The organism is Nonomuraea sp. NPDC004702 (assembly GCF_053601695.1).
This window is the reverse complement of sequence record NZ_JBSGCE010000025.1, coordinates 17,974-36,534: the sequence shown is the minus strand read 5'-3', so window position 1 is coordinate 36,534 and position 18,561 is coordinate 17,974. Positions and strand designations below refer to the sequence as shown.

Sequence of the window (18,561 nt, the reverse complement as noted above, 5' to 3'; positions counted from 1 at the left end):
TGCTCAGCTCGGCGCCGCGACCAGCGGGTGAGCCGCCGTACGCCGCTCCGCCCGGTCGCTCGCCCAGCCGAACAGCACGCCGAACGCCGCCCAGAAGACGAGCTGCGTGCCGAGCGAGGCGAGCCGGAACTCCCACAGCAGCGTGGCGGGGAACCCCTCGGGCACCTCATCGACCGCCGGCAGCAACCACCACGCGGCGACGACGGGCACCAGGAACGCGACCGCCGCCGCCGTCCAGCGCGCCCACGGGCCGCCGTCGACGCGGCGGGCCGTCGCCACCGCGATCGCCGTCGCCGCCAGCCCGACGAGGATCATGACCACGTAGAGCAGCGTGCGGCTGTTGATGGTGTCCGGGGCGCCCACCGCAGGCGGGTTGGCCGGATATTTCACGAAGGGCACGAGGATGATCGCGGCGAACGCCGTACCGGCCGCGGCCAGCGCCAGCCGCCCGTCGGAACGCGGGCCGACCCGCCCGCGCAGTCCGGCGAACACCAGGGCGAACACCCCGCCCACGGCCAGCCCGTAGAGCCCGGTGGCCAGGAACAGCCCCGCCTTCTGCACGGGCCTGCCGACCACGGCGTCCTCGCCGTGACTGTGCCCGGCCGCTTCGGCGTGACTGTGCCCGGCCGTCCCGGCGTCCGGATCGGGCGCCTCGGCCTGGGCGGCGGCCTCCTCCAGGGCGATCGCGTGGTCCACGCGAGGTTCACCGAAGGCGAAGGCGAAGGCGCCCGCGATCAGTCCGGCCAGGAGTCCGACGAGCAGACCTCTGGCCAGGAAGGTGCGTACCATGACGGGCCCTCAGTGGCAGGGCACGCCGAGCAGGTGACGCCCGTCGTGCATCAGCTCGTGCAGGAAGGTGCCGGTCTGGGAGATGGCGCCGTTGTCCATCAGAACCAGGTAGGCGACCAGCAGCAGCACGGGTACGGCCAGCAGCAGCCAAGGGCGCAGGCGGGGAAAGGGAATCGTCGACGGGGTGGACAACCCGGTCATGTCAAGCCTCCTCAGGGGTCACGCGTCCCATATCACGAGGTCACGGCTGCCAAGCGACCTGGCTCCCGGGATCTACGTCCCGGATACAGTGGCGCGTCCGCACCGGCATCTCACCGGATTTCCCTTGGACAACCGTGAAATCTACCGGAACGTATCCTTTCCTCACGTTCGCGTCAACATGCGACCGGTGCCCCTGGGCCACCTGCCGCTGCGCGGCGCGCCTTTGCGAAAGGCCCAGAATTTCACCTCGTCGAGTCTGCGGATCTAGCCTGCGTTGGTCATTCGACCGCATATCGACAGCCACGCTGGGCATCGAGCGAATATAGGAGGACCCGGTGCCATGAATGTTGCCCGCGAGGTGCGCGACCGCTATACGGACGCGTTCAACGCCCACGACATGACGGCACTGCTCGGCACTTTCAGCCCGGCCGGAGTGTCCATCAGCCCCGAAGGCGTATCTCAGGGACACAGCGAGCTGGCCTCCTATCTGGAGGAGTTCTGGACGGCGTTCCCCGACGTCCGGGCCGTGATCACGGAGTCCTCCGAGTGTGAGGCCACAACCGTCGACGAGCTTCTCATGGTCGGAACTCACCGAGGCCCATACACCATGCCCGACGGTCAGGTGCTTCACGCGACAGGCCGTCCTGTTCGTTTGCGATGCTGTTATGTCTGCACAGTGGAAGACGGGCTCATCACGAGTTTGCGCCTCTATTTCGATCAACTGGAGTTGCTCACCCAGCTCTCCGACTCGGTGATTCTGCAGCGTCCTTAGCGAATTGCCGGACGCGACGGATCGCCCCCGCCACCGCTCGTCCTGCACCTGGCAGATGTACCCTCAGCAGGGCTCTGGTTGATCTTCGCGGCCGGCCGCACTCTGGCCGCATGACGACGGACACACACGACCTGACCGCCGCTGACACGACCCCGCGATGGGGGCTGCGCGGCTGGCTCGTCCTCATCACGTTGTGCGGCGCGACGTTGATGACCGGGCTGGACTACTCGATCATCACGGTGGCGCTGCCGGAGATCGGCAGGGACCTCGGCTTCTCCTCCGCCTCGGCGCTGCAGTGGGTGGCCACCGCCTGCCTGCTGCCGACGGCCGCGTTGATGCCCCTGTTCGGACGCGCGTCCGACATGGTGGGCAGGCGCCGCTTGTTCGTCATCGGCGTGGCGGCGTTCTCGGTGTTCTCGCTGCTGGCCGGGCTGGCGCCGACCCCGGGGCTGCTGGTGACGGCCCGCGCGGGACAGGGCGTGGCCGCGGCCATGATCGGCCCGACCGCGCTGGCGCTGATGACCGGCACGTTCCCCGAAGGGCCGCAGCGCACCAGGGCGCTCGGCGTCAACGGCGCCCTGCTGTCGCTGGGCTTCGTCGTCGGGACGATCGGCGGCGGGCTCATCACCAGCGGCCTGAACTGGCGCTGGACGATGCTCATCCTGTTCGGCATCGGCGTCCTGGTCATGACGGGCGCGGTGACGGTCGTGCGGGAGACGGCCGTACGCGGCCGGGCCAGGCTCGACGTGCCCGGCGCGCTGCTGGCGAGCGGCGGCCTGTTCGCCCTGGTCTACGGCATCTCGACCGGCGGGGCGGCGGGCTGGGGCAGCCTGCCGACGCTGGCGACCTTGACGGCGGCGGCCCTGCTGCTGGGCGCGTTCCTGGCCGTCGAGGCGCGGCACGCGGCCCCGCTCGTCCCGCTGCGGCTGCTGCGCCGCAGGACGGTCAAGTGGGGCATGACGGTCGGGCTGGTCACCTTCGGGATGTGCGGCGGCGCGACCCTGCTGCTCAGCATCCACATGCAGGACGTCCTGGGCTACACGCCGCTGCAGACCGGGCTCGGCTTCCTCGGGGAGGGCATCGCGGCCCTGGTCGCGGGCAGCTTCGCGGCCAAGATGATCAGCACGCGGGGGACGGCGGCGACCATCGTCACCGGCCTGACCGTGCAGGCCGCCGGCACCGCCGCCATGGTGTTCCTGCCGGGCCAGGGCGGCCTGGTCCTGCTGCTGGCGACGTCGGCCACGATGGGGTTCGGGCACGTCCTGACGGTGGTGGCCGCCGTCACGACCATTACGTCCGGGCTGGGCGAGGCCGACCAGGGCGTGGCGGGCAGCCTCGCCCAGATGCCCCCCTTCGTCGGCGCCGTCGGCGTGGCGGGGCTCACCGCGATCGCCGCCGTCCGTACGGAAGCGCTCGCCTCGGCCGCCACCGAGGCGTCGGCCACCCTCGGCGGCCTGCACGCCGCCTTCCTGGTGGCCGGCGCGGTGGCGCTGGCCGGCGCCCTCGTCGGCGGCGCCCTCCTGCGCCGCCCGGCTCCGGCCGCGTGACCCGCCCCTGAGGCCCTACGGTGAGACGGCGGCGGCCAGCTCGGCCAGCCGCCGCAGCCGTTCCTCCGACGGTGAACCCGCCTCGGCCTGGAAGACCGTCACGCCCTGCCCTTCGTCGTCGGGCGTGCGCAGGAGCTCGGCGGTGAGGGTCATGACGCCCACCTCCGGATGCCGGTAGCCGCGCGAGATGGAGGCGCAGTTGCTCACCGGGTGCTCGGTCCACATCGCACGGAACTCAGGGCTGAGCGCCAGCAGCTCGTCGACCAGCGCGTTCAGCCCTTCGTCGGTGGGGAAGCGGCTCAGGGAGCCCTCCAGGTAGGCGATGTCGTCGCGGGCCTTCTGCGTCCAGTCGGCGTACAGCCCGCGGGAGAAGTCCAGCTCCAGGAAGTCGAGGCGGACGAAGTTGGGCTTCTCCGCCCCCTCGAAGGGCCAGTGCGGGGCGAGCAGCGCGTGCGCCGGACGGTTCCAGGCCAGGATGTCGCCCCGCCGGCCGACCGCGATCGCGGGCCGGTCGGTGAAGGCGTCCACCATCAGCCTGATGCCGGGACGCAGCTGCTCGGGCTTGGCCCTCGCCCCGGCCCGGGCGGCCCTGGCCAGCCGGTGCAGGTGGGCCAGCTCGTCGTCGTCCAGCCGCAGGACGCGGGCCACGGCGTCCAGGACGTCGTCCGAGACGTTGGGGCTCTGCCCCTGCTCCAGGCGGGTGTAGTAACCGACGCTGACTCCGGCCAGCGGCGCCAGCTCCTCCCTGCGCAGCCCCGCGACGCGCCGATGCCTGACTCCTGAGCTCAGGCCCACGTCCTCGGGACGCAGCCGAGCCCGTCGGGACCGCAGGAACTCGCCAAGTGCAGAAGCGGGATACATAGCACCAAGACTGCCAAACTCCCCACCCGCACAAAGCCACCCGCCGCCCTCGACGGCCGGCCAACGCCGTTGCTGCCGGTGCCGCGCCACGGCTTCCGCACCGCCCGGAGCGGAGCACGCCTGGACCGGCTCACCGCCTTCGCGGACCGCCTGGCCGAACTGCTCACAGGCGTGTCGCTTCGCCTGTCACGAGGCCCGCGTTCCGGAGAATCAGCCCGACGGTCCGGGCCAGGGTGCTGCTCTCGTCGATGATCGTCTCCGTCGCGCCGGGCAGGACGTCCTGTTCGAGGTACCACCGCCGCATGTCGTCGAAGCTGAACTGGGTGCGCTGAGGCCGCGTCCGGTGCCTGGCGAGCGTCTCCTCCAGGGAGACGTCCAGGTAGTAGCCGTGGCTCGTGCCTCGATGGTCGCGGAACAGCGCCTGCAGCATCTCTCCGTAGTGGCTCCGGGCGAGGATGCCTTCCAGGATGACGTGGTAGCCGGCGTTCAGTGCGTGGCGGCACATCACGTCGAGCAGTCCGATGTTCACGCCGCCCGCCTTGTCGCGCTCGCGGAGGATCTCCCGGCGTACGACGTCCTGACCGATGAGGGCCATGCCGCGCTGGTCATACGTTTCCCGCACGGTGCGGGCCACGGTGGACTTGCCGGATCCGGAGTTGCCTCGAATGACGATCAGGACCGTGTTCGGTGAGCCGATGAGCACCGTCCGACAGTACCGGGGGTGCCGCCCGTCCTGCGGCGAGCTTTGAAGGAACGCTCTCACCTGGTCCTCTGGACGGCCGTCGGCGCGGCGCGGCGGGTGGGCGGGGAGTCAGGCGGCGGTCGGGGCTTGGTGTTCGGCGGTCTTCGGCGACGTCCGTGGCCGGGGCAGGACGAGGTAGGTGAGGGCCAGTCCGATCAGGCTCAGTGCCGCGCCCGCCAGGCCGGTCCACCGCAGGGCGCCGGCGGCGACGATCGTGCCGCCGATGACCGAGCCGGCCGCGGCCCCGAGGTTGAAGGCGCCGACGTTGGCGGAGACCGCCAGGTTCGGGGCGGCGCCCGCGTGGTGCAGGATCAGTCCCTGGAGCGGGGCGATGGTCGCGGTGGCCAGCAGGCCGAGCACCAGGACCGCGGCCACCGCGGCAGGCTGCCACACCACGGCGAACGGGACCAGCAGGAGCGTCCCCGCCAACCCGCCGAAGACCCCCCGTACGGTGGCGCTCATCGACTTGTCGGTCAGCCGTCCGGCGGTGAGGTTGCCGATGAAACTGCCCGCGCCGTAGGCGAGCAGCAGACCGGAGACCGCCCCGGCGGAGAAGCCGGAGACGCGGATCAGCAGCGGGGCGATGTAGGTGAACACCGTGGCGACCCCGGAGAAGCCCACCGCGGTGGTGGCGATGGCGAGCATGACCGGCCGGCGCGTCACCACGCGTACCTCGTCACGCAGGCGCGTGGACGGCGCCTCCTGCCGGGGCAGGACGACGGCCAGGAGCATGGCGCCCACCAGGGACAGAACGGTCAGTACGGCGAACGGAGCCCGCCAACCGGCGCTCTCCCCGAGCAGTGCGCCCAGGGGCACCCCGAGGAGCGTGGCCACGGTGAAGCCGGAGGCCACGGTGGCGATGGCCGAGCCCGTCCGCTCGGCCGGGACCACCCGGGTCGCCGTCACCAGCGCCAGAGCCAGGAAGGCGGCGTGGCTGAGCGAGGACACCACGCGGCCTGCCAGGAGCAGGCCGAACGACGGCGCCCCCGCGCTGATCGCGCTGCCCGCCGCGAACAGCAGCATCAGCCCGACGGCGAGCCCCTTGCGCGGCAGCCGCGAGGTCAGCAGGGCCATGAGCGGCCCTCCGGCCACCACTCCGAGCGCATACGCGGTCACCGCCTGTCCGGCGGTTCCCACGGAGACGTCAAGATCAGCTCCGACCTGGGGCAGCAACCCGGCGATCAGGTACTCCGAGGTGCCCACGACGAAGACGCTTGAGCACAATGCCGCGAGCGTCGCGAAACCCTTGTCCATCTTCATGGCGTAGACGCTAAAGTCTCACATCGATATGAGAGTCAAGGCGAGCGGGGTGTCGTCGTGCGCATCGGTGAGCTGTCCCGGCGGACCGGCGTGGCCGTGCACCTGCTGCGCTACTACGGGGAACAGGGGCTGCTCCACCCGCAGCGGCGCCCCAGCGGCTACCGGGAATACGCCGAGGAGGACGTCGCCGTCGTCCGCCGCATCCGCAGCCTGCTGGCCGCCGGCCTGAACACCTCGACGATCATGACGGTCCTGCCGTGCCTGCGGGACGCCGGCGACCGCCTCGTCCCCACCTGCTCTGACCTGGTCGCCGACCTCCACCAGGAGCGCGCCCGCATCGCCCAGGCCATCAGCGACCTCCAGACCTCCATGGACGCGCTCGACGACGTCATCGCCGCGGCCCCGGCCGACGTCACCCGCCGGGCCCTGGCCTCACTCGGCGGCTGAATCGCCTGTCGTGCTGACGCGGCACGTGGAAGATCGTCAGGATGGACGCATGAGTTCATCGCAGCCCTTCGCCGGCCCCGGGTCCGCCCCGGATCACCGCTACCTGCTCGACAACGCCCGGAGGGAGGCGGGCGAGCGGTTCACCTGGCTGGCCGAGTTGTTCGACGGCGTCACGCGGGGGCACTTCGACCGGCTCGGCGTGCAGGCGGGCTGGCGTTGCTGGGAAGTCGGCGCGGGAGGCCCCAGCATCCCCGAGGCGCTCGCCACGGCCGTCGGGCCGACCGGTCACGTGCTGGCCACGGACATCAACCCCACCTGGCTGGACCCGCACGCCGGGTACGAGGTGCTCCGGCACGACGTCGTCGCGGACCCGCCGCCGCAGCCGGGCACGTTCGACCTGGTGCACGCCCGGCTCGTGCTCGTCCACGTGCCCGACCGTGCCCGGGCGCTGGCGACGATGGTGGCGGCGCTGCGCCCCGGCGGCCGGCTGTTGATCGAGGATGCCGACACCGAGCTGCAGCCGCTGGCCTGCCTCGACGAGGCCGGCCCGGCACAGCGGCGCGCCAACCGGCTGCGGCGCGCCGTCCGGGAGTTGCTGACCCGCCGTGGCGCCGACCTGCGCTTCGGCCGGACGCTGCCACGGGAGTTGCGCGCGGCCGGCCTGGTCGACGTCGCGGCGGCCGGCTGCTTCCCGGTCGGCGGGGTGGCCTGCGACCGGCTGGAGGCCGCGACGGTGCGCATGGTCCGCGCCGAGTTGCTCGCCGCCGGGCTGGCCGAGGACGCCGAGATCGACGCGCACCTGGCCGCCGTCGAGGCCGGCGAGCTCGACCTCACCCTCGCGCCGCTGATCTCGGCATGGGGACGCCGCCCGGAACAGCCCGCGGCGCCCGGACCGCGCTGAGCCGCAGGCCGGTGAACACGCCGCAGGCCGGGACGGTGGACGACGCCGCTGACGTGCTCTCCTCCCGGCGGCTCCCCGGTGGTCGTCAGGCGAGGACCGGAAAGTTGCCGCGGAAGATGCCGCGGGGGTCGCGGGACCGCTTGACGTCCCGGAGGCGGGCCAGGTCGTCCGGGGCGAAGGCGGCGGCGGCGCGCTCGCCCGGTGCCAGGAAGGTGAACGGCTTGCGCCCCGACGTGCAGCGCACCAGCGCCCCCGTCCCCGCGGCGCCGAGGGCGAACGCCACGCCGCCGAGGCGGTCGCCCTGGCCAGACGGACGGGTGACACGCCGCTCCTGGCCCGCACGATGAACAACTACCTGCTCGCCGCGTTCCGCCCCGGCGGCAACGCCGCGCGGCGGGCCATGGCCGAGGAGCTGGCGGCCCTGCCCGGCCTGCCGGTGAGCGGCGAGGTGCTGGCTCGGGTCTCCCTCATGTCCTGCCTGCTGCGCGACGGCGACCTGCCCGGCTGGGACCGCGAGCTGGCCCGCTGCGAGGCGCTGCTGGCCGGATCGCCGCGCCCGGAGCTGGAGTCGATGGTGCGCATCGCCCAGCCCCCCGTGCCACCCTCGACGGCCGGTGGGAGGAGGCCGAGAACCTGCTCGCCCGGTACGGCGACATGCGGTTCGCCCCGGCCATGTGGGGCCGCCGGTTCCACCGGCTGGTGACCACGTTCACCTGCCGGCGCGGCCAGGGGCGGGTGGCCGAGATCCTGGAGGAGCTGGTGGCCGCCGCGGAGGAACCGCGGTTCGTGCCGCTGCGGCCCGTCGCCGTGCTCGCCGCCGTCGAGTCCGGCCGCGTCGAGCTGGCGCACGAGCTGGTGGCGCGCTGGGGGACCGACGTCCCCGCCGACTGGGTGGCCGACTTCCTCGTGCCCGTCTGGGGCCTGGTCGCCGCCCCGCCTGGGCGTGCCCGATCCGCGTGCGCTCTACGACCGGCTGCTTCCGTACGCCGACCTGCTGGTGGTGGCCGGCATGGGCACCGCCTGCCGGGGGTCCGCCCATCTCGTGCTGGCCGAGCTGGCCCGCCGCCTCGGCGACGAGGACGCCGCCCGCGCCCACGCCGCCGCCGCGCGGCCGGCACCGGCGGGCGGCCGGCGGATCTCGCGCGGGACCACGCCGAGCAGCCGGTCGGCGCTCAGGTAGCCCGCCCGGCGCGAGTCGTGGGAGCGCGCCGCGGCGCCGCCCGCACGCCGGCGTGCGCCGTCCGTCTCAGCGAATTCTCAGTGCTTTCTCAACGCTCTGGCCTGCTCCCTGACCTGCTCCGCGCGGGCGTCGCCGAGCTGGTCGAACCACTCCGCCGCGCGCTTCCACGCGTCGAGCGCCGCCTCGGCCTCACCGGCCAGCGCGTGCGTCTCGCCCAGCCTGACCAGCGTCTCCGCCGCGGGATACAGGTCGTCGCAGCTCCGCAGCAACTCCGCGGCGCGTTCGTAGCAGGCCACCGCCTCGGCGTGCTGGCCCATGGCGTCCAGGACGTAGGCGACGCTGTCCCAGGCGTGCCCCTCGCCCTGCGGGTATCCGAAGCCGGCCAGCAGGCGCTGCGCCCGGCGGCAGTCGGCCAGCGCCTGCTCGTACTCGCCGCGCTGGGCGCGCCACCAGCCCGCGTTGTTCAGCGCCCGCGCCTCGCCGACGACGTCGCCGCCCTGCCTGAACAGCTCCATCGCCCGTACGGCGTGTCCCAGCTCCCGCCCCGGCCCGATCCGGCTCAGCGGGACGGTCAGACCCAGGTGGACGTGCGCCTCAAGGACCGGCTCGGTGAACCGGCGGTGCAGCTCCAGCGCCCGCTCGTAGTGCGCCACCGCCTCCCGGTCGTGTCCCAGCTTGACGTGGGCGCGGGCCATGGCGTTGTGGCAGCGCGCCGCGGCCAGCCCCTCGTCGAGACGCTCGGCCGCCGACAGCGCCACCGCCTGGACGCCGAGGATCTCGGCCCACGGGCCGCGCCGCTGCATGAACTCCGTGAACGCCCAGGCGAGCTGCCAGGCGTGCCGGTCCAGCCCGGCGCCGGTGGCCTCGGCGAGCAGCGCGGGCAGGGGCAGCGACTCCGCGGCGAACCAGCGCAGCGCCTGCGCCGCGCCGGCGAAGCGCTGCACCACGACGCCCGCGACCGGCGGTGGCGGGTGCAGCCGCTCCCGGTGGGGATAGCAGACCTCGCTCGCGGCCAGGGCGGTGTGCACGTAGTGGTCGAGGAGGCGGTGCGTCGCCGCCCGGCGCACCTCCTGGTCGTCGGTCGCGCGGCCCTGCTCGGCCGCGTAGACCCGGAGCAGGTCGTGCAGGCGTACGCGGCCTTCCGCGCGCAGCTCCACCAGGTTGGCGTGGTCGAGCCGGTCGACCGTCTCCCGCGCGCGGTCGACCGGCAGCCCGGCCAGGCTCGCCACCGCCGCGAGCGGCAGGTGCACGCCCGATTCGCGGCCGAGCAGCCGGAAGAGGCGGGCGGCCGGTTCCGGCAGGTCGTGGTAGGAACGTCCGAGCACCTGACGCAGGTCGATGGCCGGATCGGCGTGGACGAACGGCTCCAGCCCCGGACGCGCCAGATCGGCGGCGGCATCGGCCAGCGACAGCTCCGTCCTGCGGGACAGGCGCGCCGCGACGATCGCCAGCGCCAGCGGCAGGTGGCCGCATCGGCGCACGATCCGCGCGGCGGCCTCGGGCTCGGCCGACAGGCGTGCCGCGCCCAGCCGCGCCGACAGCAGCCCGCGGGCGTCGCCGTCCGGCAGGACGTCCAGGCGCAGCAGCGACGCGCCCGCGGTCACCGACAGGCCGGACAGGTCGGAGCGGGTGGTGATCAGCGTCAGGCAGCCCGGCGCGCCGGCCAGCAGGGGACGCACCTGGGCCGCGTCGCGGGCGTCGTCCAGGACGACCAGCACCCGGCGGCCGGACAGCAGGCTGCGGAACAGCCCGATCTGCGCGTCGAGGCTCGCGGGCACCCGTCCCTCCGGCACGCCGAGGGAGCCGAGGAAGCGGGGGAGCACCGCGGCGGCGTCACTCGCGTCGAGGTCCGCGTGCAGCTGGCCGTCGGGGTAGCGCTCCCGGCGCAGGTGTGCCCAGCGCAGGGCCAGCGACGACTTGCCCACCCCCGGAGGGCCGTGGATCACGCGGACGGGGGCCCGCTCGCCGTCCAGCCGCTCCAGCTCGGCGGCCCGGCCGACGAAGCAGCCGAGGTCGAGCGGGAGCTGGGCGGGCGCCACGGGCTCGGCGGCGCGGGCGCCCCGATCGGGATGGAGCATCCGCTGGTGGACGCGGTGCAGTTCGGGCCCCGGATCGACGCCCAGCTCCTCGGCCAGGAGGGCGCGCACGTCCGCGAAGCGGGTCAGCGCCTCGGCGGTCCTGCCCCACTCGTGCAGCGCCTCGATCAGCGCCGCCGCCACCGGCTCGTCCAGCGGGTACTCCTCGGCCAGCGGCGACAGCGCCGCCACCGCCGCTCCCGGATCGGCGCGGGTCACGGCGCGCGCCCAGCGCAGGCGGACCTCCTTGTGCTCGTCACGAAGGGCGCGGCGCGCCCGCTCCGCCCACTCGCCCGGCAGCCCCATGAGCGGCTCGCCGCGCCACAGCCCGAGCGCCTCGCCCAGCAGGGCCTCCGGCTCCGGGACGGACGCCGCCCGCTCGGCCAGGCCGCGGAACCGGACGAGATCCACCGCCGTCTCCTCCACGTCGAGCAGGTAGCCGCCGAGCCGGCGCAGCACGTCGCCGTCGTCGCCCAGCACGTCGTGGCGGAGCTGCGTGATGATCGTGTAGAGGGTCCTCCTGGCGCCGTCGGGCACCTGCTCGCCCCAGATCCTCTCCTGCAGCGCCTCGACGGGGACGACCCGGCCCACCTCCCACGCCAGGGCGGCCAGTGCGAGCGCGACCTGCGGAGGCCGTACCTGGCGGATCCGTGCCTCGCGTTCCAGTTCCACCGGCCCAAGCAACCGAATCAGCATGATCTTCGAGGGTAGTCATGGAGACGGCATTGAGAAATCGCCGAGCCGACGGACGCACAATCCAACGCCGTCCTGTTCCGGTAGCCTCATCGGCGCCTGGCCAAGGTGATCAAGAAAAGGGGCTGGTGAAGTACGTGATGTGCGAGCCGCAGCATGGCGAGGTCGAAGAGGTCGACGCGACGGAGACGGACGAACCCGAGAGCGGAGGGACGATTTCGATTCTGTCCCGCATCGATTACCGCATCGAGGATTTTGACCGGCTTCTCGAAGAAGGGCGCAAGTCCTACCGGCGTATACAGCCTGACGCGAGCCCGGAAGAAGTGAACGACGCCGTACCGGACCTGCAGAGTGCCATTTACGAGATCATGCACGCGAACGAGGATCGCATCCCCTTCCCCTTCCCTGCCGGGGTGCCGATCGCGGGCATCACGTGGTTTCTGGAAGTGGACGAGGCGCTGGGGAAAGACGTGGACAGATCGCCCGAGCAGCCCTTCGGCATCGCCTGCACCATGGAAGACGCCGATCTCATCCATCAACATCGCGACATTTATTACCTGACGGCAGAGGCGCTGGAGTCACCGAGAGAGCCCCACCTCCACTCCGGAGAATAAGTCCGGACGCGCCGCCTGCCGACCGGCCTCCGGCAGGAGGCGCCCCCGGACGCCCCCGAAGGGGGACGCCGGCTACCGCCGAAGTTGCAGGCGGACGAACCGCCGTACAGCGGTTGATAGACGAAAAATCTCTATTTTTCGCCGTATTTCACGAGTTCAGGGCCGTTGGTAGCGTCAGCCGCGCAACACGGAGTGATCCTCAGCGAGGAGGCCGGTGTGGTCGTGCGATGGTTGTCAGCGCTCATCCTGGTCTTCTCCGGGGTCCTCGTGGTGACGGGGGCGCCCCCGGCCGCCGCCGCGTCGGTCCAGCCGGGACCGGGCCAGTTCTACGGGGTCCGGGCCCGGGTGCTGAGCAACGTGTCGATCGCGGCGGGGGCCACCACCACGGTCAAGGTGGCGGGCGTGGGCGCGGTGCCCGCGAGCGGGGTCGCGAGCGTCGCGGTGAACTTCGCGGCCAAGGGCGCGAGCGCGGCGGGCGGCCTCATCGTCTTCCCCTCCGACCTGGCCGCGGCGCCCGCGGTGACGGGCACCCGCTACCGGTCCGGCGTGTGGGACGACCAGCTCGTGACGGTCAAGCTCGGCCCGGACGGCGCGCTCAAGGTCAAGAACACCGGCACGGCCGCCGTCAGCGTCTACGCCGACGTGCACGGGTACTACACCGCGACGGCCGCCGCCACGGCGGGAGCCCGGTACGTGCCGCTGAACACCGGCCGGGTCATCGGCAACCAGACCGTCGCGGCCAACTCGACCGCCACGTTCGCGGTGGCGGGGGTGGGCGGCGTGCCGGCCTCCGGGGTGGCGTACGTGGCGCTGACGTTCGCGGTGAAGAGCACCGGGTCCGGCAAGATGATCGCCTACCCGTCCGGCGGCACGCTGCCCGTCGGGTCGAACATCGACTACCGGCCCTCCTACTTCCAGTCGAACCTGGTCATCGCCGCCCTCGGGGCGGACGGCAAGATCGCCGTCAACAACAACGGGGCCGCCGCGCTGACGGTGTACGCCGACGTGGCGGGCTACTTCGCGACGCCCGCCGCCACGGTCGCCTCCTCGATCTTGGCGCCCGTCGCCCCGTCACGGACCCTCACCTCCGTGACGGTGGCGGCGGGCGCCTCGTACACCGTCGCCCCGCTGGGCAAGGGCGGCGTGCCGGCCTCCGGGGTGAGCGCGGTCGGCGTGAACATCACCGCCAAGGGCACGGCGAACGGCCTGCTGCGCGTCCACCCCACGGGCCAGGCGAGCATCCCGGGCGGCGGCTCGATCGCGTACCAGCCGAACGACTTCTGGTCGAGCCTGGTGCCGGTCAAGGTGGGCACCGGCGGCACGTTCGTGATCCTGAACACCGGCACCGCGAGCGTCAGCGTGACCGTCGACACCTTCGACTACTACAGGTCGGCGTCCGTGCCGTCCGCCCCGGCCGGAGTCTCCGCGACGGCGGGTGACACGTCGGCGACCGTCTCCTGGCAGCGTCCCGCGGACGGCGGCGCGCCGATCACCGGGTACACGGTCACCGCCGGCCCCGGCGGCAGGACCGCGACGGTCTCCGGCGACCTGTTGACGGCCACGGTCACCGGCCTGACCAACGGCACCGCGTACACCTTCACCGTGACCGCCGCCAACGCGGTGGGCGGGTCGGCCAAGTCGGCGGCGTCCGCGCCGGTGACGCCGGCCGGGGCGGTCACCCGTCCCTCGCCGCCGCTCGGGGTGTCCGCGACGCCGGGCGACCGTACGGCCAAGGTCACCTGGCGCGCGCCCGCCTCCGACGGCGGCTCGGCGATCACCGGGTACGTCGTGACGGCCGCCCCCGGCGGCGCGACCGCGACCGTCGCCGGCGACCAGTTACAGGCCACGGTCACCGGCCTGACCAACGGCACCGCGTACACCTTCACCGTCACGGCCGCCAACGCGAACGGGGTGTCCGACGCCTCCGCGCCCGGCGACCCGGTCACGCCCGGCGTCCCGGGCAGGCCCGGCCGCCCGTTCGTCACCGGCGTGTACGGCAGGGACGGCGCGGTGCGCGTCACCTGGGCGCCGCCCGAGACCGGCGCCGCGGGCGTGACCGGCTACGTCGTGACGGCGGCCCCCGGCGGCGCCACCGTGAACACGACGGCCACGGAGGCCACGGTCACCGGCCTGACCAACGGCACCGACTACTCCTTCACCGTCACCGCGGTCGGCGCGGCGGGCGCGGGAGACCCGTCGCCGCCCTCGGACGCGGTGCGCCCGGCGCCCGCCGAGGTGCCCATGTCCCCGCCCGCGCTGCTGGTGACCCCCCTCGACCAGCGCGTGGACGTGCAGTGGGCGCCCGCGGTGGACGGCGGCTCGCCGATCACCGGGTACACGGTGACCGTCCAGCCCGGCGGCCGGACCGTCGACACTCCGCCCGACACGACGGTCACCTCGGTGACCGGGCTGGCCAACGGCACCGCGTACACGGTCTCGGTCGTCGCCAGGAACGCGGTGGGCGCGAGCGCGCCGAGCACCGCGGCGGCGGTCACCCCGGCGGCCAGCCGGCCGCCCGGCGCGCCGACGCACCTGCGGGCCGGGCTCCCGGCCTCCGGCAGCGTCCAGGTCACCTGGGACGCGCCCGCCGACGTCGGCACCGGCCCCGTCACCGGCTACACGGTGACGGCCAGCCCCGGCGGAAAGACCGCGACGGTCACCGCCACCACCGCCACGATCTCGGGACTGGACCCGGCCACGGCCTACACCTTCACCGTGCGCGCCACCAACGCCGCGGGCACCGGCACGGCCAGCGCCCCGACCGAGGCGATCACGCCGAAGCTCACGGTCAAGAGCGAGCCGCGGGTGCTGTCCCCGCAGGCGGCGGCCACGTTGCGGGCCGTACGGGGGCGGGCCCTGGAGTTCGAGAACCCGCCGGCCGAGGTCACCGGGCTCACCGCGGGCACGCTGCTCGTCATCGGCCAGACCGGACGCACCCCCGAAGGCTTCTTCGGCAAGGTGTCCGGCACCGCGCTGCAGAACGGGCGGTTCGTCGTCTGGACCACGGCCGCCTCGCTGAGCGACGCCTTCACCGACGCCAACTTCGCCACCGACGGCCGCGTGGACACCGGCGACCAGGTGGAGTTCGTGCCGTCGGTGCCGGGGGCGCGGCTCGTCAAACCCGTCGAGAACACCAGTAACCGGGCGGCCGGGCCGCGGATCGGCCTGCGGGACGGGAACCTGGTCATCGAGTTCGAGGAGTCGTTCGAGCAGAAGGGCCGCTCGGTCACGAAGGTCGAGGGCTGGGCGGTGATCGACCAGGACACCAAGATGGGCGCCAGCACCGACTCCGCCGGCCGCGGCGTGGACATCAGCAACACCACGAAGATCAGCTCCGAGGTGCGGGTGAAGCAGGGCCTCGGGTTCGAGTTCAAGAAGCGGACGCACCTCGGGCACGTCAACGGGCCGTGCTTCTCGTTCATGGTGGGCAAGGTGCCGGTCGTGGTGTGCGTGCGCTTCTCGGTCGCGCTGTCGGTCGAGGCGTCCGCCTCGGTCGGGCTGAGCTTCGCCGTCCACTGGGACAAGCAGTTCGGCACGCGCTGCCACACCAGCAAGAGCGGCACGTCCTGCACCCCGAACGACGGCGGCCCCGGCTTCTACAGCGACGGCGGCGTCGGGGCCTACGGCGACGGCACGTTCACCACCGCCATCTCCACCGACGTCGAGCTCCTGCTGTACGGCGTGGTGGGCCCCGCCCTGGTGGTGGACGTGCCGGGCGCGCAGCTCAAGGCCGACACCACGCAGAACCCGTGGTGGGAACTGCGGGTGCTGGCCCGGCTCGGGGCCGCCATCGACCTGGGGGCGATCGGCAAGGACTACTCGGTCTGGCGCAAGGACGACATCATCAGCTCGTTCTGGACGGTCACCCACGCCCCGGGCGCGTTCCAGGGCATTAAGGTCACCCCCCAGCGCGGCAAGGTGGGACCGGGCCAGAACTACCAGTTCAAGGTCACCGTCTCCGGCTACCCCGACGACGTCGTCACCCAGTGGAAGCTGATCAGCGGCCCCGGCACGCTCACCGCGGACGGCCTGTTCAACTCCTCGCAGGAGGGCCTGGCCGAGGTCGAGGTGACCAGCCCGGCGACCGGCGGGCACCCGCAGCTGCAGGCCCGCGGCGGAGTCGAGGTCGGCGCGCAGTACGGCACACCAGGCCCGCCCAAGCTCGACACCTACACCGCGCCGACGCTGCGCGGGGCCACCGTGAGCTGGTCGCCGCCGGCCGACACCGGCACGAGCGACATCTCCGGCTACGTGGTGACCGCGACGGCCGAGGACGGCAGCCAGACCGCGCGTGCGTACGCCTACGGCGGCGACGCGACGCACCAGCTCGTCCAGGGGCTCACGCCCGGGGTGACGTACAGCGTCACCGTGATCGCGCAGAACGCCCAGGGCAGCGGCGAGCCGTCAGCGCCGCTGAAGCTGACACCGACGGACGTGATCTTCTTCGGCCCGCCCTCCACGCTTGGCGCGGACCTCGCGGGCAGCACCGAGACGCAGGGCCGGCCCGACTCCTCCGGCACGGCCGGCGGCGCCACCGGCGCCGCGGCCTCCGGCGACGGCCGCTACATCTTCTTCATGACCAAGGCGCGCAGCAACCTCATGCCGGACGACCGGCGCGCGCCCTCCAGCACGGCGCCGTTCATCCTGCGCAAGGACACGCAGGGCGGCGGCACGCAGGTGGTGTCGATGGGCGCCGACGGCGTCACCCCGGTCACCGGTTTCGTCGGTGGCCCGCTGGCCAGCCGGTACGGCAACGTGGTCGCCTTCACCTCGCTGGAGTGGACCGGCGTGCTGACCCCGAGGTCGGTCGTGCACGACATCGCCGCCAGGACCTCCTGGACGCTGGAGGAGTACGGCTACGTCTCCGCCGTCAGCGACGACGGGCACGCGGTCGTCTACTGGAAGAAGCTGGACGTGAACTCGGGATCCTCCCGGTGGAACCTCTACCGGCAGGTCAAGGGCGGCGCGGCGCAGAAGCTGACCTCGTGCGACTCCCAGACCGACGGCGACTGCCCGACCTCGACGGGCGAGGGCGTCCTGTCCGGCGACGGCAACCGGGTGACCTGGTCCACCTACGACGCCACCGCCCAGAAGTACCGCACCTGGCTGTACGACGCCACCGCCGGCGGCACGACGGAGATCTTCCCGGGCACCGACGTCGGCGACCCGATCATCTCCGGCGACGGGCAGGTGGTGGCCCTGCGGTTCACCGCGCATCCGTCCCAGACCTCGTGCCTGATGGTCGCCAGGATCGGCGGCGCCACGCCGGGCGCGGGCAACTGCCTGGTCCCCGAGGACGCCAACGGCCACGGCAGGGCGCTGTTCCTCAGCCAGAAGGGCACCGCGCTGGCCTACGAGTACACCGACGACGACTCGGTGCGCAGCCTGCGCAGCTACCGGGGCGGCGTCACCCATCTGGCGGGCGGCGCGCCGGGGCAGTCGTGGCCGGTGACGGCGTTCATCACCGACGACGACCAGCGCCTGATCTACACCCTCGGCTACGACGGCGGCACGGCCACGGCCGACACCGTCGTCGCCCACGAGGTGCCGGGCGTGTGGTGGGACTTCACCACGGGCGGGATGCCCGGTGGCACCCCGGCAAGCGCCGCAGCGCCCGACCGGCGGGCGCCAGCCCGTGACCTGCGGGTACGCATGCCGGACAAGCCGGTCACACTCGGCTCGACGGACCCACGGGGAACTGTCGCCGACAGTTCCCCGATCCCCCACCTGCGTCAATCGCCGCGGACCCGGTTCGGTTCGTCATGACGAGCCGGCGGGCCGGGCGCCCCGGTCAACCGCCCGGCAACGTCGCCGGGCACCGCATCGCCCGTGCCGACGACGGCCCTGTGCCTGAGCGGTGGCTGATCAGGCAGTGGCCCGACGACGAGAGCGAGCCGATCAGTCCGAAGACGTCAGAGGCTCAAACCGTCACGCCGCAACAGCCACCGACAGACCTGACGAAGCACCATCAGGCGCGCTCGGGCCAGACAGGGCCCTCGTCGGTCCACACGACACCCTTGTTGCGGCAGAGACAGAAGGGGTGGCCGACGGGGTCGGTGTAGACACGCCACCCGTAGCCGTTGGGGCCGATGAAGTCCTGCTGCAGGGACGCGCCGAGGGCCAGGACGCGGCTCTGTTCGGCCTCGATGTCGTCGACTTCGAAGTCGAGGTGGAACTGCTTGGGGTGCTCGCCGTCGGGCCACTGCGGGGCGCGGTAGTCCTCCACCGGGTAGAAGGCCAGCTCGATCTCGCCGAACCGGATGCCGGCCCAGTTCTCGTGGCTGCCCTCCCTGATCGGGCGACCCGTCACCGCGGAGTAGAAGGCCGCCAGTTTCATCGCATCCGGGCAGTCGATGATGAAGTCGGTGAGTCGCAGCATCCCGCGATCCTGCCACAAGATCTGATCCGCCGGGACTTCGAGACAGGCCCGCAAGCCGATCCGCCGGCGCTGGCGGCGGGCATCCCGTTCTTGCCGATGA

Annotated in this window: 16 protein-coding genes; 8 read left to right on the top strand and 8 right to left on the bottom strand. The window is 72.9% G+C overall.

Annotated features, from left to right (window positions below; translation table 11 throughout):
* Positions 1-3 precede the first annotated feature (3 nt).
* Both ACWEJ6_RS28190 and ACWEJ6_RS28185 read right to left on the bottom strand, forming a co-directional pair.
* A complete protein-coding gene (locus ACWEJ6_RS28190) occupies positions 4-789 on the bottom strand; it encodes a CbtA family protein (RefSeq protein ID WP_452427502.1) in 786 nt (261 codons plus the stop codon).
* A 9-nt stretch (positions 790-798) separates the two neighbouring features.
* Positions 799-990, bottom strand: a complete 192-nt coding sequence (locus ACWEJ6_RS28185; RefSeq protein WP_352320001.1) for a CbtB domain-containing protein — start codon at positions 988-990, stop codon at positions 799-801.
* A 340-nt stretch (positions 991-1,330) separates the two neighbouring features.
* Between ACWEJ6_RS28185 and ACWEJ6_RS28180 the strand changes: the two genes are divergently transcribed.
* Positions 1,331-1,762: a nuclear transport factor 2 family protein gene (locus ACWEJ6_RS28180; RefSeq protein WP_452427500.1), complete on the top strand. Its 432-nt coding sequence runs from the start codon at positions 1,331-1,333 to the stop codon at positions 1,760-1,762.
* Between the two features lie 110 nt (positions 1,763-1,872).
* Positions 1,873-3,309 (top strand): MFS transporter, encoded by a 1,437-nt coding sequence (locus ACWEJ6_RS28175; RefSeq protein WP_452427498.1) that lies wholly within the window; start codon positions 1,873-1,875, stop codon positions 3,307-3,309.
* A 15-nt stretch (positions 3,310-3,324) separates the two neighbouring features.
* Here the strand turns inward: ACWEJ6_RS28175 and ACWEJ6_RS28170 are convergent, their stop codons facing one another.
* From ACWEJ6_RS28170 to ACWEJ6_RS28160, 3 genes are all read right to left on the bottom strand, one after another.
* On the bottom strand, positions 3,325-4,170 hold the full coding sequence (locus ACWEJ6_RS28170; protein WP_452427496.1) for a helix-turn-helix transcriptional regulator: 846 nt from the start codon (positions 4,168-4,170) through the stop codon (positions 3,325-3,327).
* A gap of 163 nt (positions 4,171-4,333) precedes the next feature.
* Positions 4,334-4,873: an AAA family ATPase gene (locus ACWEJ6_RS28165; protein WP_452427494.1), complete on the bottom strand. Its 540-nt coding sequence runs from the start codon at positions 4,871-4,873 to the stop codon at positions 4,334-4,336.
* Between the two features lie 108 nt (positions 4,874-4,981).
* Entirely contained in the window at positions 4,982-6,172 is a 1,191-nt protein-coding gene (locus ACWEJ6_RS28160; protein ID WP_452427492.1) for an MFS transporter, read from the bottom strand.
* A 57-nt stretch (positions 6,173-6,229) separates the two neighbouring features.
* On the opposite strand from ACWEJ6_RS28160, the gene ACWEJ6_RS28155 reads away from it, so the two are divergent.
* Together ACWEJ6_RS28155 and ACWEJ6_RS28150 are read left to right on the top strand one after the other, a co-directional pair.
* Positions 6,230-6,619: a MerR family transcriptional regulator gene (locus ACWEJ6_RS28155; protein WP_387673496.1), complete on the top strand. Its 390-nt coding sequence runs from the start codon at positions 6,230-6,232 to the stop codon at positions 6,617-6,619.
* 49 nt (positions 6,620-6,668) lie between these two features.
* Complete coding sequence (locus ACWEJ6_RS28150) at positions 6,669-7,520, top strand: methyltransferase (protein WP_452427490.1); 852 nt, start codon at positions 6,669-6,671, stop codon at positions 7,518-7,520.
* Between the two features lie 85 nt (positions 7,521-7,605).
* On the opposite strand, the gene ACWEJ6_RS28145 is transcribed toward ACWEJ6_RS28150, so the two are convergent.
* Positions 7,606-7,803, bottom strand: coding sequence for a hypothetical protein (locus ACWEJ6_RS28145; RefSeq protein WP_452427488.1), 198 nt, complete (start codon positions 7,801-7,803; stop codon positions 7,606-7,608).
* Positions 7,804-7,863: 60 nt separating this feature from the next.
* On the opposite strand from ACWEJ6_RS28145, the gene ACWEJ6_RS28140 reads away from it, so the two are divergent.
* Together ACWEJ6_RS28140 and ACWEJ6_RS28135 are read left to right on the top strand one after the other, a co-directional pair.
* On the top strand, positions 7,864-8,223 hold the full coding sequence (locus ACWEJ6_RS28140) for a hypothetical protein (RefSeq protein WP_452427486.1): 360 nt from the start codon (positions 7,864-7,866) through the stop codon (positions 8,221-8,223).
* A gap of 240 nt (positions 8,224-8,463) precedes the next feature.
* The gene (locus tag ACWEJ6_RS28135) at positions 8,464-8,700 is read left to right on the top strand and encodes a hypothetical protein (RefSeq protein ID WP_452427484.1); all 237 of its coding nucleotides are present in this window, start codon (positions 8,464-8,466) and stop codon (positions 8,698-8,700) included.
* Between the two features lie 77 nt (positions 8,701-8,777).
* Here the strand turns inward: ACWEJ6_RS28135 and ACWEJ6_RS28130 are convergent, their stop codons facing one another.
* On the bottom strand, positions 8,778-11,471 hold the full coding sequence (locus ACWEJ6_RS28130) for a BTAD domain-containing putative transcriptional regulator (protein WP_452427482.1): 2,694 nt from the start codon (positions 11,469-11,471) through the stop codon (positions 8,778-8,780).
* A gap of 125 nt (positions 11,472-11,596) precedes the next feature.
* Between ACWEJ6_RS28130 and ACWEJ6_RS28125 the strand changes: the two genes are divergently transcribed.
* Both ACWEJ6_RS28125 and ACWEJ6_RS28120 read left to right on the top strand, forming a co-directional pair.
* Complete coding sequence (locus ACWEJ6_RS28125) at positions 11,597-12,082, top strand: hypothetical protein (protein WP_452427480.1); 486 nt, start codon at positions 11,597-11,599, stop codon at positions 12,080-12,082.
* Between the two features lie 222 nt (positions 12,083-12,304).
* On the top strand, positions 12,305-17,848 hold the full coding sequence (locus ACWEJ6_RS28120; protein WP_452427478.1) for a fibronectin type III domain-containing protein: 5,544 nt from the start codon (positions 12,305-12,307) through the stop codon (positions 17,846-17,848).
* A 202-nt stretch (positions 17,849-18,050) separates the two neighbouring features.
* Here ACWEJ6_RS28120 and ACWEJ6_RS28115 read toward each other — a convergent pair whose 3' ends face one another.
* Positions 18,051-18,461, bottom strand: a complete 411-nt coding sequence (locus tag ACWEJ6_RS28115; RefSeq protein ID WP_387673482.1) for a VOC family protein — start codon at positions 18,459-18,461, stop codon at positions 18,051-18,053.
* Positions 18,462-18,561: the final 100 nt, after the last annotated feature.